The sequence below is a fragment of the Pseudomonas paralactis genome, from assembly GCF_001439735.1.
Lineage (GTDB): Bacteria > Pseudomonadota > Gammaproteobacteria > Pseudomonadales > Pseudomonadaceae > Aquipseudomonas > Aquipseudomonas paralactis.
Window position 1 is genome coordinate 468121 of record NZ_JYLN01000001.1, and the last position, 12393, is coordinate 480513.

A 12393-nucleotide genomic window follows, 5' to 3' on the forward strand; every position below is an offset into this window, starting at 1 on the left:
ATGAAACCTAACGCCGCGGCGTATAGCCAACGCTTGATCAAGGGCCAGGCGCCGTCCTACGAGCGCCTGCAGGCCCGGCTCGCCGAAGACGGCAGCCCGCAAGGCCCCGAACCGATTGCCGTGCATTGCGGTTGGGGGCGCTTGTTGATCGGGCATACCTTTGCCGACCCTGCCAGCCTCGCCCAGGAGCTGCTCAACGAACAACCCGGCGAGCGTGACATCGCCCTGTATGTGGCCGCGCCCCAGCAAATCCTCGGGATCGATCCGCAGCAATTGTTTCTGGACCCATCCGACACGCTGCGCCTGTGGTTCAGTGACTACCGCCCCGCCACCCGCGTGTTTCGCGGCTTTCGGATCCGTCGGGTGCAAAGCGAAGCCGATTGGCACGCCGTCAACCTGCTGTATCAGGGCCGCGGCATGTTGCCCGTCGACGCCGAACGCCTCACGCCGCGCCATCAAGGCGGCCCGGTGTACTGGCTGGCTGAGGACGAAGACAGCGGCGCGGTGATCGGCAGCGTAATGGGCCTCAACCATCAAAAAGCCTTTCACGATCCGGAGAACGGTTGCAGCCTGTGGTGCCTGGCGGTAGACCCGCAGTGCACCCGCCCCGGCGTCGGTGAAGTACTGGTGCGCCACCTGGTGGAGCACTTCATGAGCCGTGGCTTGAGCTATCTGGACCTGTCGGTGCTGCACGATAACCGCCAGGCCAAGAGCCTTTACGTCAAGCTGGGTTTTCGCGCACTGACCACCTTTGCGATCAAGCACAAGAACGGCATCAACCAGCCGCTGTTCCTCGGCCCCGGGCCGCAGGCCGGGTTCAACCCCTATGCGCGAATCATCGTCGAAGAAGCCCATCGGCGCGGCATCGATGTGCAGGTGGATGACGCCGATGCCGGGCTGTTCACCCTCAGCCACGGCGGGCGCCGCGTGCGCTGCCGCGAGTCGCTGAGCGACCTGACCAGTGCCATCAGCATGACCCTGTGCCAGGACAAGAGCCTGACCCACAAGGTACTCAAGGCCGCTGGCCTTAAGTTGCCTGCGCAGCAGTTGGCAGGTAGTGCCGACGACAACCTGGAGTTTCTCGACGAGCACCAGCGCGTGGTGGTCAAGCCGCTTGATGGCGAACAGGGCCAGGGCGTGGCGGTGGACCTGGGAACGATCGAGGAGGTGCAGCAGGCCATCGAAGCGGCACGCCAGTTCGACAGCAGGGTGTTGCTCGAAAGCTTTCACGAGGGTTTGGACCTGCGCATCCTGGTGATCGGCTTTGAAGTGGTCGCCGCCGCGATTCGCCGCCCTGCTGAAGTGATCGGCGATGGTCAGCATTCGATTCGCGCTTTGATCCAAGCGCAAAGCCGACGTCGTCAGGCCGCCACCGATGGTGAAAGCAAGATCCCCCTGGACGGCGAGACCGAGCGTACGCTCAAGGCCGCCGGTTACGACTACGACAGCATCCTGCCCCGTGGTCAGACGTTGGCCGTGCGACGAACCGCTAACCTGCATACCGGCGGTTGCCTGGAAGACGTCACCGCCATCCTGCACCCGACCTTGGTGGACGCTGCCGTACGCGCCGCCCGCGCCCTGGATATTCCCATGGTCGGCCTGGACCTGATGGTGCCCGCGGCCGATCAGCCGGAGTATGTGTTTATCGAAGCCAATGAACGGGCCGGGCTGGCCAACCATGAACCGCAACCGACTGCAGAGAAGTTTGTGGATTTGTTGTTTCCCCACAGTCAGCCGACGGCTTGAACGATGTGTCGCCTGCTCCGGCGCTATCGCGGGCAAGCCCGGCTCCCACAGTGACTGCATTCCAATGTGGGAGCCGGGCTTGCCCGCGATGAGGCCGGCCCAGGCGACGACGCTCCAGCCCCTTCATCGAAACCATCGATGCCCTCAACTCATCAGGAGTTTCCATGACCCGAACCATCCCAGAACCCGATCTCGCCTACCTGCAAAAAGTGCTGCTGGAGATGCTCGCCATTCCCAGCCCCACCGGGTTTACCGACACCATCGTGCGCTATGTCGCCGAGCGCCTGGAAGAACTCGGCATCCCGTTTGAAATGACCCGGCGCGGCACCATTCGCGCCACCCTCAAGGGCCAGAAAAACAGCCCTGACCGTGCCGTCTCTGCGCACCTGGACACCATCGGCGCCGCCGTGCGCGCGATCAAGGACAACGGCCGTCTGACCCTGGCACCGGTGGGCTGCTGGTCGAGCCGCTTTGCCGAAGGCAGCCGGGTCAGCCTGTTCACCGATAACGGTGTGATCCGCGGCAGCGTATTGCCGTTGATGGCATCCGGGCACGCGTTCAACACTGCCGTGGATGAAATGCCGGTGAGCTGGGACCATGTCGAGCTGCGCCTGGACGCTTACTGCGCCACCCGGGCCGACTGCGATTCCCTGGGCATCAGCGTGGGCGACTATGTGGCCTTCGACCCACTGCCCGAATTCACCGAGAGCGGGCACATCAGCGCCCGCCACCTGGATGACAAGGCGGGTGTCGCCGCCCTGCTCGCGGCGCTCAAGGCCATTATCGACAGTGGCGAACCGCTGCTGATCGACTGCCACCCGCTGTTCACCATCACCGAGGAAACCGGCAGTGGCGCAGCGGCCGCCCTGCCCTGGGATGTCAGTGAATTTGTCGGCATCGACATCGCCCCGGTCGCCCCGGGCCAGCACTCCAGCGAACACGCGGTAAGCGTGGCGATGCAGGATTCCGGCGGGCCATACGACTATCACCTGTCGCGGCACTTGCTGCGCCTGGCCGCCGATAACGACCTGCCGGTGCGCCGCGATCTGTTCCGCTATTACTTCAGCGATGCGCACTCGGCGGTCACCGCCGGCCACGATATTCGCACCGCACTGCTGGCCTTCGGTTGCGATGCCACCCACGGCTACGAGCGAACTCATATCGACAGCCTGGCCGCTCTGAGCCGCTTGCTGGGCGCCTATATCCTCAGCCCGCCGGTATTTGCCAGTGACGCGCAACCGGCCCAGGGTTCCCTGGATCGGTTCAGTCATCAGATCGAGCATGAAACACAAATGGAGAGCGACACCCGCGTGCCGTCGGTGGATAGCCTGGTCGGCAACAAGTCCTGACGCCGGCAACCGCTGCTACTGGCAACCTGGGTCCCGGCGCAGTAGCATCGCCGGGACCTGACACCTGAGGCTTGTATGCTGATTCCCTACGATGCACTTGAAGTCGACACCCTGACCCGCCTCATCGAAGACTTTGTCACCCGCGACGGCACCGACAATGGCGACGACACGCCACTGGAAACCCGCGTACTGCGCGTACGCCAGGCACTGACCAAGGGCCAGGCGCTGATTATCTTTGACCCCGAGAGCGAGCAATGCCAGCTGATGCTCAAGCACGATGTGCCCAAGCATCTGTTCGATTGAAAACCTGCCTAAGGGTTGGGTACCGGCACGGGATGCGTGACGGGCCCCTGGCGTTCGCGAATCTTGCGGTAGACCTCGGCACGGTGCACGTTGACGCCCACAGGAGCTTCGATGCCGAATTTCACGTGTGCGCCGTTCACTTCGAGGATATAGACGGTGATGTCATCGCCGATAGCGATGGCTTCGCCTATGGCGCGGCTTAAGACCAGCATGGCGTGTGTCCTTTTCAAGTAGCAGGACCTGGACCATGCACCCTTGAAAATGGACCGGCAATGGCTTGCTGGAAAATCAGGCACTACCTACGCTGGTAGGTAATTTGCCTGACAGACTCCACCTAAATCAGCCCTTAATAGCCTGCGCCTTGGCGCGCATCTTGTCAGCCATCAGGGTCATCTCGTCGTACAGCAACTGCGGGTTTTTCTGCTTCAATGCCCAGGCCATGCGCCCTTGTTCATGGGGCAGGATCATAAATTCGCCTGCGGCCACGCGCTGGTAGATGTAATCAGCGATATCGGCCGCCGAAATAGGTGAACTTTCAAGCAACTTGCCCACCTGCGCCTTCATGGCGGGGGTCGGACCACGGAAGGAGTCGAGCAGGTTGGTCTGGAAAAACGACGGGCACACCACGTGCACACCCACTTCCTGCTGCTTGAGTTCTACCAACAGGCTTTCCGACAACGCCACCACGCCAGCCTTGGCCACGTTGTAGTTGCTCATGGCCGGCCCCTGCATCAGTGCAGCCATCGACGCGATGTTGATGATCCGGCCCTTGCTCTTTTCCAATAGCGGCAGGAACGCCTTGCAGCCCTTGACCACACCCATCAGGTTGATTGCGATCTGCCAGTCCCAATCTTCCAGAGACAGTTCGGCGAAGAACCCACCCGAGGCCACGCCTGCGTTGTTGACGATCACATCAATGCCACCGAGCTTGACCTCACACGCCTGGGCAAACGCGGTGAGCTGGCTGTAGTCGCGCACGTCGCAGCGCTGGGTAAACCCGTCACCCCCCGCCTCGCGCACAAGCTTGAGGGTTTCGTGCAAACCGGGCTCGCTGACATCCGACAACGCCAACTGCCAGCCCTCACGGGCCCAGCGCAGAGCGATTTCACGACCCAGGCCGGACCCGGCGCCAGTGATCATCATGCGGTTTTGCATAGAAGTAACCTTGTGGTTTACCGAAGAAGTGACCGGCAGTGTAGCGAAGGTTTTTCCCGCACCCACGCACCATCAGATTGATGAATGCCAGAAGCAAACCCGTGGCTGGGTCGCAGCCGCACATATAGCTCAAGTTCCATTTTTTTCAACTGATTAGTTAAAGTTGCGTACGGGTTAAAAGAAATAAGCAACTAATCAAAATGTTTTAGAAAAACAATGAATTTTCTGCCAAGTGCATGAGTCGGAATGGTTAAGGCGTCCCAATACACATGGACGAGATAACGGTCAAACAGCCGGTTTTTGCACAGAACCTATAAGGAATAAAACATGAGCCTCATTCTAATCATTATCCTGATCCTTCTATTGGTCGGTGGCCTGCCGGTGTTCCCGCACTCGCGTAACTGGGGTTATGGTCCGTCGGGTATCCTGGGTGTGGTGCTGGTCGTCCTGCTGGTGCTGTTGTTGCTCGGCAAGATATAAACGCCGCGCTACGCTTTTTGTAGGAGCGAGCTTGCTCGCGAGAAACGTCAACGGTAACGCGCACTGCCTGGTTAACTGCGGTGTATCGACGTTCTTCGCGAGCAAGCGAGCGCCTACAATTCACAAGCAAAAAAAAGAGGCCCTCTCTCTAGAGGGCCTCTTTTTTATTGCCGGTCAGTTAGTCCGGTTTGCCATCTACCACACCTGCGGTGTTATCCAGCAGGCTCTTGGTAGCAGTCTGCAGGAACGACTCAAGTTTCTGCTTGAGTGCGGCTTCGTCCGGCGAATCGGGGATCACCTTGCCAGTGGGTTCTGCGCCCAGGGTGTATTCCCACAACTTGGGTGGCATTTCCTTGGGCAATACCAGCACGCGGTCACCGGTGAGCAAGGCGACGGTCTGGTCGCTGCCCGAAGGTTTGATCACGCCGAAGCCCTTGTCGCCTTCCGGCAGGTTCAACAGGTCACGCCCCCAGCACTGATGCAACGTATCGCCACCCAGGCGGCCCATGATGGTTGGCACGATGTCGATCTGGGTGCCCACGGTGTGGTCACGTACACCAAACTTTTCCTGCATGCCCGGTGCGATCATCAGCATCGGCACGTTGAAGCGGCCCAGGTCCATTTCGGTGATCTGTTGTTCGTTGCCGAAACCGTGGTCGCCCACAATCACGAACAGAGTTTCCTTGAAGTACGGCTCCTTGCGGGCCTTTTCAAAAAACTGGCCCAGGGCCCAGTCAGAGTAGCGCATGGCCGTCAAATGCTCGTTGAGGCTGCCACGGTCGGTGACTTTCTCAACCGGCAATGGCGTCGGCAACGCGTACGGCGTGTGGTTGGACAGGGTTTGCAGCAACGCGTAGAACGGTTTGCCGCCTTCGCGAGCCTTGAGCTCCTCCAGACCACGGTTGAACATGTCCTGGTCGGACACGCCCCAGGTGGGGTCGGAGAACACCGGGTCGACAAAGTCGTTGCGGCCGATGAAGTTGGTCATGCCCTGGTTGCTGAAAAAGCCCGACTGGTTGTCCCAGGCGAAATCGCCGTTATAGACATACACATCGTCGAAATCACGTGCACTGAGCAACTGCGGCAGGCCCGACAACTTGTGGCTGCCTTCGGGCGTCTGCATCAGGTATTCGAAGCCCGGCAGGTTCGGGAAGCAGGCCATGGTGGCGAACATACCCTGGTGGGTATGAGTGCCGTTGGAGAAGAAGCGGTCAAACAGCAAGCCTTCCTTGGTCAGCTTGTCGAAGTACGGCGTGATATCGCCCGGACGGCCCAATGCGCCCACCGAGTGACCGGCGAAGCTTTCCATCAGGATCACGACGACGTTCTTGATCGGCAAGGTTTTCTCGGCCGGAGGCGTGAAGTCACGGCGCACGGCAGCGGTGTCGGTGTCTACCAGCTTCTCTTGCGGCAGCACCAGCATGTCGCGCACGGTCTGGGTGGCCAGCGGTTGTTCCAGCGTCGCCTTCCAGATATTGGCGCGGTCTTCACCGAAGCGCGCCTTGGCCGCCGCGATCAGCGACAGGGTGCCATTGAGGCCCAACTGGTTGGCGAAATTGGAATCGGTGGTATAGACATCACCCCAGCGCAGCGGCGGGCCCTGGCGCAGGGTGCCGCGGATGGCGACCACGGCGACCAGCAGGCACACCACGAATACGGCGATGCGGCTGTACCACGGAGCCACTTGGCGCGTGCTGATGGTGCCGCCGCTGAACGGGCCACGCGGGCGCGTTGCACGGTCGGCGCCCTTGAAGGCCATGCTCAGAATCAGCGTGCCCACGGCCCAGGCGAGCAGGTAGCGCACCACCGGGAAACCGTACCAGAGCATGCTCATCACGGTTTTCGGGTCTTCCTTTACATACTGGAAGACCAGGCCGTTGAGGCGTTGGTGGAATTCACGGTAGAAGTCCATCTCCATCAGGCCCAGGAACAGGGTGATGCTGGACACGACGGTCAGCCACAAACGGAAGAATCCCCGTGCCGCCATGGCCCGTACACTGAACAATGCCAGCAGCAGCGGAATCAGCAGGTACATCACCAGGCGGATGTCCAGGCGCAGGCCATTGGCGAACGCTTCCAGGAAGGTCGAGGCCGGCGTGTCCAGGATCATCTCGCGGTTGTAGACCAGCAACGCCAGGCGCAGCAGGGAGAACATCACCATCATGACCAGTGCGCAGAGCAGCGTGTACGCCAGATGGGATTTGACGGTCGGTTGCAGCAGGCGATTTGAGGCTCGCTGCTGATTCAGGGCGTCCGGGTTTGCCATGTCGTTTTAGGACCCATTGGAAGTTTAAGTTGCGAAATAATGCAGTGGCGTCCGCCCTCGCCCAGGCTGGCTGGGGTAAGCGGTTTACGCGGTGGCACAAATGGTGCCCGATCAAGGCCGGCAAGGCTATTAATTACTGAACGTGTACCACGCTCCAACCTTTAAGAGCGTTGCAGTCAGAGCCTTGGCAAGGGGATAAAGCCGGCAAATTGTCTTGGATGGGATGTGAAAATTTCGTGCAGCGAATACTTTCGACACACAAATCCAGTTGTCGCAGTGAAAACCAATGTGGGAGGGGGCTTGCCCCCGATAACCATGGGTATCTACACAACTTTTTGTAGCCGCTGCCGACCTAACCACGATGCGAAGCGAGCCGCTCTTGATCTGCTTTTGATCTGCTTTTGATCTGCTTTTGATCTTGATCTCAGGCGCCCCGTCAAACCACGCTGGCCGGAATTCGACAGGGATTTGGGGGGTAAACCGGCAGGGATGCCGGTTTAGCCGCCCCGCGCCATGGATGGCGCGTGGCGGCGGCCCCCCAAATCCATGGCGGATTACGGGCACACCGAGCCTAGGCGAGGTGCCGAGTGGTGGGGCAAGAGCCCTTTTGGTTACTTTTGGGGCTCTTTTCCAAAAGTGACCCGCTGTAAAAGCGGAACCAATAGCAGCCGTTACCCAAATAACGGATATGTACTCGATCAAAGCCCAACATCCTGGCCGGCTCTTAGGCCGCCATCGGGGGCAAGCCCCCTCCCACATTGACTGAGCCCACTCCAGAAGGAGTGAGGTCTTAGATCCGCACGTTACCGCGTGGCCCGGCGATAGCCCAGATAATCAGACCCAGTACCGGCAACAGCAGGATCAACAGGATCCACAGCACTTTGGCGCCCGTGCTTGCGCCGCTTTTGAACACGTTGATGATCGCCCAGATATCCAGCGCGAGGATGATCAGGCCAATCAGACCGTTGAAAGTGGAACCCATGGTGTCGCTCCTAAAGTGAGGGCATGCACTTGTAGGATAGTCAGCCTTGGCGGGGGTTCCGTTTTAATTTCAGACGTGTACGGCGATCTTCAGTGCTTCAAGCGACGGTTCAGCCTTGATGCCCACTTCAGCGCACAGTTGCAGCACGCGCGGCAGGTCATTGCCGAACACCAATACGGCCTGGATTTCGTCATCCAGCAGTTGGCTGAAGTTCATCAGCACATAACCGCCGTCTTCCGGGCTCAGGGCGCTCATCTGGATCTGGATGCGGTTCAACGCCGTCAGGTCTTCAGTCTTGGCCAATTGCTTGGGTTTGAGATTGAAGGCCACGCCCGGACCAAACGAGGCGACGATCTGGGCAAACAGGTCGCCGTAGGTATCAGCCTGGAACAACACCGTATCGGGCAGACTGCCCACCACCACCCACTCTCCCAGCGGGATCGGGAAGCTGTCGTCGTAGTTGATATCCGGGTTTGCCGCCAGGAACGCTACCGGGTCTGCGTAGGCTTGCGCCGCTTCGTCGGCGATACGCGCCACCTCATCCTCAGCCATGACGCCGGCGCTGATTTTGCTGATGAGTTCGACGAGGGCGGTTTTCATGGGCGATCCTGTAGCGAGCGGGTTTTGGAGGGCGCGTAGCCTACACCAGTTTCTGCAACTGCGCCGCCGTATCCACCGCGCCCATGGTCTGTGCCGCCGCCAGCGCCGTGGCGCCTTGCGCGTCGATAGCCTTGGGATTGGCGCCTTGACCGAGCAGGTACTCGACCATTTCAACGCGGTTGAACATCGCCGCCATCATCAACGCCGTACGCCCGTCCGATGAGGCCGCCTCAACCGGCGTGCCGCCCTCGATCAGCGCCTGAACCACCGGCAGGTTGCCTTTAAACGCTGCGCCGGCAATCGGCAGCTGATTTTTGTCGTTGGCGATCAAGGGATCGGCCTTGAATTCGAGCAACACTTTCACCGCCTCGGCGTGGCCGTGGTAGGCCGCGAGCATCAATAAGGTGTCGCCATTGTGATTACGAAAGTTGGCCGGCAAGCCCTTGGCCAACAACGCAGCGAGCATGGCGGCGTCGCCGCGGCGAGCCACGTCGAAAACCTGCTCGGCAAATTCGGCAGCTTCGTCTTCGGTCATTTGTTTAGGCTGGTCTGACATGGGGGCTCCTTGCTGAGGCGGCTTGTGTAACTGGATAAGGCGCCCAGTGTCGCGATGGAGTTCCCCGCTGTCATGGCTTTTTTGTCAAAAGCCGCCATAGCCAGAATCAATAACGAAAGTGCCCGCCCTGGATCTGCGCCAACAACTGCCCGGTAACCGGCACGTAGCTCTGCGAACCCGGCAGCCAGGCATACACCGGGTCATTGCCGGCCAGGGCGGGGTCGAACGCTTCCTCTTTGAGTTTCATTTTCTGGTACTTGAAGGTGCCGGTGGTTTCCATCTTCACCTTGATCCGCAGGAACAGCGGCACCGCATAATGCGGCAACTGGCCGTGAGCAAATTGCAGCAGTTCGCGCATGTCCAGGGCAGCCAAAGACTCACTGGGGGTGATGGCGACCATGCCTGCACGGCCATTGGTGTTCGCGATCTCGACACCATAAGCCACCACTTCGGCGATTTGCGGATGTTGCAGCAGCACGTTTTCCACTTCGGTGGTCGAGACGTTTTCACCCTTCCATCGGTAGGTGTCGCCCAGGCGATCAACAAATTGCGCATGACCGAAGCCGATGCTGCGTACCAGGTCGCCGGTATTGAAATAGCGATCGCCTTTCTCGAAGACGTCGCTGATCACCACCTTGCGATTTTTCTCGGGGTCGGTGTAACCATCGAACGGCGACTTTTCATCGATCTTCGCCAGCAACAAGCCCTGCCCGCCCGTGGAGACCTTGTGCATGAACCCGTCACTGCCGCGCAACGGCTCCCCTGTATCAGGGGCGTAATCCACCAACGCCCAATGCTGCAGGCAAAAGCCGATGGTGTTGTCAAAATTCAGCACGTTGGTAAAACCGATATTGCCGTCACTGGCCGCATACAGCTCGCAGATATGCTCGACCTCATAGCGCTGTTTGAACTGCGCCCACACGCCGGGGCGCAGGCCATTGCCAACCATCTTGGTCACGCGGTTATCGCAATCCTGGTCGCTGGGCGGCTGGTCGAGCAAATAGCGGCATAACTCACCGACATAGCCGAGAGTGGTCGCGTTGAACCTGCGCGCATCCTCCCAGAACTGGCTGGCGCTGAATTTGCGTCGAATGGCGAAGCCGGACGCGCCGATAATGGCCGAGCCCCAGCACACACACAAACCGGTGCCGTGATACAGCGGCAAGGTGCAATAGAGGACGTCCTGCGTTGACATGTCCAGGGCAATGCTGCCGAAGCTCACGGCGGTCTTGGTCCAGCGTCCATGCTTCATGATGCCGGCCTTGGGCAGGCCGGTGGTGCCGGAGGTATAAATATAGAAGCAGGGATCGTTGTATGAAATCTGCGCGCAGATCGCAAGGTTGTCTACCGGGTGCCCGGCGCTGGCGGCCATCAGGTCGATATAGCCCTCGGGAATCGCACTGTCGGGTGGCTCCGCCACATACCAGGTGCGCTGGGGCGGAATCTGCACCTGATCGCGCACCGCCGCGTAGGCGCTCAGCAACTCTGCCCCCACCACAATGGCAACCGGGTTGACCAACGTCAGGCTGTGCACCAGCGTCCCCTGGGTCTGCGACGTATTGAGCATGGCGCAGACACCGCCCAACTTGGCCACAGCCAATACGTTGAGCAGCAACTCGGGACGATTTTCAATCAGTAGCGCCACCACGTCGCCTTTGCGAACACCCTGGTCGTGCAGGTAATGGGCGATGCGATTGGCCTGCTGATTGGCGTCGCGGTAGCTGATCACCTTGTCAGCGTAAAGCAGCGCAGCACCGTCAGGATTGCGCAAGGTCGCTTGCTCGAAATGCCAACCCAGGCCGCAAGGTTGCCTGGGGTCAGTGACATTGGCCGCACGCATACCGCGAACCACACGGGGGAGCGCTCGAACGATGGCTGGCACCTTTCGCAGCATCATGCCCCAGGTAATCATGTCGTTTTGCCGATGGCTCATGGCGGGACGTCCTTTTTCTTATTTTTGGTCGGGTCCGGATACATCGACAGGCCCTTGGGTTCGCGCGATGCGTTACAGGAAAATACGTCAGCCCTTCTTTGGCTGTACACGCGGGATTTGCAAAGTTTTGTATCCCAAAGGACAGCTGCCGCGATCAATGGAATTTTCCAGCAAAAAAAGCGGTCAATAGCGGTAAGGCAAGCCCGACACCGTCCCCAAGTCGTCGAGCAAATAACGCAAAATGCAGGATGCACGATGGCCTTTCATGCAAATTGCACGAAAATGAAAATCAGAAAATTTTATAACTTACTGATTTTAAAAGACTTTTTTCTTTAACCAATACTGGCACAATCACTGCACTTATCACTCCATGCTTGCCAACTTGAGCCAATGGAGCTGATAGACATGAGCCTGATCCAAGATAAATTCGCTTCAGTATTCTCCAACTACGACGTCACCACCCAGCCCCGTCCAGACGGTGGCATCCTGTTGACCTTGCGCAACAGCGAAGGCAAACAGGTCAAGCGCTCGATCTCGTACCAGCAACTGCACACCGCCGATCAACTGACTTGGGTGATCAGCGCCATTCGCCGTGACCTGGCCGAACAAGCCAGCGAGTTGCCACAGATTTCGATGCTGCAAAGCCAGAACCGCTTCGCGCTGCCGACTTACCATTCGGCATAAACGACAGACATAAAAAGGGCCGCGACGCCGTTGAGCGTCGCGGCCCTTTTTTGTGGCTTCAGCACAAGCCTTGGCGAGTGGCTTCGTTTTTCGCCTGTACCCGGTTGGTGACGTCCAGCTTGCCGTAGATATTGCGCAGATGGAACTTGACCGCCGCTTCGGAGGTGGCGCGAATCTGGCTGATTTCCCAGATGGTCTTGCCCTCGGAAGCCCACCGCAGGATTTCCAGCTCCGTTGGTGTAAGGGGCTTGCCGGACAAGTTCAGGCGTTTTCTGATAGCCGTCGGCACGCTATCCATGGGGTGACACGTCTGGTCTGGGCTGCTCATTGCTCTCTCCT

Annotated in this window: 13 protein-coding genes; 5 read left to right on the forward strand and 8 right to left on the reverse strand. The window is 59.4% G+C overall.

What is annotated here, in order from left to right:
• The 3 genes from ngg (at window position 1) to TX23_RS02250 (ending at window position 3398) form a co-directional block, all read left to right on the forward strand.
• On the forward strand, window positions 1-1746 hold the full coding sequence (ngg, locus tag TX23_RS02240) for an N-acetylglutaminylglutamine synthetase (protein WP_057700832.1): 1746 nt from the start codon (window positions 1-3) through the stop codon (window positions 1744-1746).
• 164 nt (window positions 1747-1910) lie between these two features.
• Window positions 1911-3095: an osmoprotectant NAGGN system M42 family peptidase gene (locus TX23_RS02245; RefSeq protein WP_057700833.1), complete on the forward strand. Its 1185-nt coding sequence runs from the start codon at window positions 1911-1913 to the stop codon at window positions 3093-3095.
• 75 nt (window positions 3096-3170) lie between these two features.
• On the forward strand, window positions 3171-3398 hold the full coding sequence (locus TX23_RS02250; protein ID WP_057700834.1) for a YheU family protein: 228 nt from the start codon (window positions 3171-3173) through the stop codon (window positions 3396-3398).
• An 8-nt stretch (window positions 3399-3406) separates the two neighbouring features.
• Here TX23_RS02250 and csrA read toward each other — a convergent pair whose 3' ends face one another.
• Entirely contained in the window at window positions 3407-3610 is a 204-nt protein-coding gene (gene csrA / locus TX23_RS02255; RefSeq protein WP_057700835.1) for a carbon storage regulator CsrA, read from the reverse strand.
• A gap of 127 nt (window positions 3611-3737) precedes the next feature.
• Window positions 3738-4553 (reverse strand): SDR family oxidoreductase, encoded by an 816-nt coding sequence (locus tag TX23_RS02260; RefSeq protein ID WP_057700836.1) that lies wholly within the window; start codon window positions 4551-4553, stop codon window positions 3738-3740.
• A gap of 327 nt (window positions 4554-4880) precedes the next feature.
• Between TX23_RS02260 and TX23_RS26765 the strand changes: the two genes are divergently transcribed.
• Window positions 4881-5033, forward strand: a complete 153-nt coding sequence (locus TX23_RS26765) for a DUF3309 family protein (RefSeq protein WP_003192767.1) — start codon at window positions 4881-4883, stop codon at window positions 5031-5033.
• Window positions 5034-5211: 178 nt separating this feature from the next.
• Here the strand turns inward: TX23_RS26765 and TX23_RS02265 are convergent, their stop codons facing one another.
• The 5 genes from TX23_RS02265 to TX23_RS02285 all read right to left on the reverse strand — a co-directional run bounded on the left by TX23_RS02265 (window position 5212) and on the right by TX23_RS02285 (window position 11370).
• The gene (locus TX23_RS02265) at window positions 5212-7299 is read right to left on the reverse strand and encodes an LTA synthase family protein (RefSeq protein WP_057700837.1); all 2088 of its coding nucleotides are present in this window, start codon (window positions 7297-7299) and stop codon (window positions 5212-5214) included.
• A gap of 790 nt (window positions 7300-8089) precedes the next feature.
• A complete protein-coding gene (locus tag TX23_RS02270) occupies window positions 8090-8281 on the reverse strand; it encodes a PLDc N-terminal domain-containing protein (protein ID WP_003172956.1) in 192 nt (63 codons plus the stop codon).
• A gap of 69 nt (window positions 8282-8350) precedes the next feature.
• Window positions 8351-8881 carry a hypothetical protein gene (locus TX23_RS02275; protein WP_057700838.1) on the reverse strand — a complete coding sequence of 177 codons (531 nt, stop codon included), beginning with the start codon at window positions 8879-8881 and terminating at the stop codon, window positions 8351-8353.
• 40 nt (window positions 8882-8921) lie between these two features.
• On the reverse strand, window positions 8922-9437 hold the full coding sequence (locus TX23_RS02280) for an ankyrin repeat domain-containing protein (RefSeq protein ID WP_057700839.1): 516 nt from the start codon (window positions 9435-9437) through the stop codon (window positions 8922-8924).
• A gap of 106 nt (window positions 9438-9543) precedes the next feature.
• A complete protein-coding gene (locus TX23_RS02285) occupies window positions 9544-11370 on the reverse strand; it encodes a long-chain-acyl-CoA synthetase (protein ID WP_057700840.1) in 1827 nt (608 codons plus the stop codon).
• Window positions 11371-11775: 405 nt separating this feature from the next.
• On the opposite strand from TX23_RS02285, the gene TX23_RS02295 reads away from it, so the two are divergent.
• On the forward strand, window positions 11776-12054 hold the full coding sequence (locus TX23_RS02295) for a DUF3509 domain-containing protein (protein WP_003172952.1): 279 nt from the start codon (window positions 11776-11778) through the stop codon (window positions 12052-12054).
• Window positions 12055-12112: 58 nt separating this feature from the next.
• Here TX23_RS02295 and TX23_RS02300 read toward each other — a convergent pair whose 3' ends face one another.
• Window positions 12113-12382, reverse strand: coding sequence for a response regulator transcription factor (locus TX23_RS02300; protein WP_057700842.1), 270 nt, complete (start codon window positions 12380-12382; stop codon window positions 12113-12115).
• Between the last annotated feature and the right edge of the window lie 11 nt (window positions 12383-12393).

Bases quoted from the DNA above. Each gene is read 5' to 3' on its own strand.
- ngg (WP_057700832.1), top strand. From the start codon at position 1: ATGAAACCTAACGCCGCGGCGTATAGCCAACGCTTGATCAAGGGCCAG.
- TX23_RS02245 (WP_057700833.1), top strand. From the start codon at position 1,911: ATGACCCGAACCATCCCAGAACCCGATCTCGCCTACCTGCAAAAAGTG.
- TX23_RS02250 (WP_057700834.1), top strand. From the start codon at position 3,171: ATGCTGATTCCCTACGATGCACTTGAAGTCGACACCCTGACCCGCCTC.
- csrA (WP_057700835.1), bottom strand. From the start codon at position 3,610: ATGCTGGTCTTAAGCCGCGCCATAGGCGAAGCCATCGCTATCGGCGAT.
- TX23_RS02260 (WP_057700836.1), bottom strand. From the start codon at position 4,553: ATGCAAAACCGCATGATGATCACTGGCGCCGGGTCCGGCCTGGGTCGT.
- TX23_RS26765 (WP_003192767.1), top strand. From the start codon at position 4,881: ATGAGCCTCATTCTAATCATTATCCTGATCCTTCTATTGGTCGGTGGC.
- TX23_RS02265 (WP_057700837.1), bottom strand. From the start codon at position 7,299: ATGGCAAACCCGGACGCCCTGAATCAGCAGCGAGCCTCAAATCGCCTG.
- TX23_RS02270 (WP_003172956.1), bottom strand. From the start codon at position 8,281: ATGGGTTCCACTTTCAACGGTCTGATTGGCCTGATCATCCTCGCGCTG.
- TX23_RS02275 (WP_057700838.1), bottom strand. From the start codon at position 8,881: ATGAAAACCGCCCTCGTCGAACTCATCAGCAAAATCAGCGCCGGCGTC.
- TX23_RS02280 (WP_057700839.1), bottom strand. From the start codon at position 9,437: ATGTCAGACCAGCCTAAACAAATGACCGAAGACGAAGCTGCCGAATTT.
- TX23_RS02285 (WP_057700840.1), bottom strand. From the start codon at position 11,370: ATGAGCCATCGGCAAAACGACATGATTACCTGGGGCATGATGCTGCGA.
- TX23_RS02295 (WP_003172952.1), top strand. From the start codon at position 11,776: ATGAGCCTGATCCAAGATAAATTCGCTTCAGTATTCTCCAACTACGAC.
- TX23_RS02300 (WP_057700842.1), bottom strand. From the start codon at position 12,382: ATGAGCAGCCCAGACCAGACGTGTCACCCCATGGATAGCGTGCCGACG.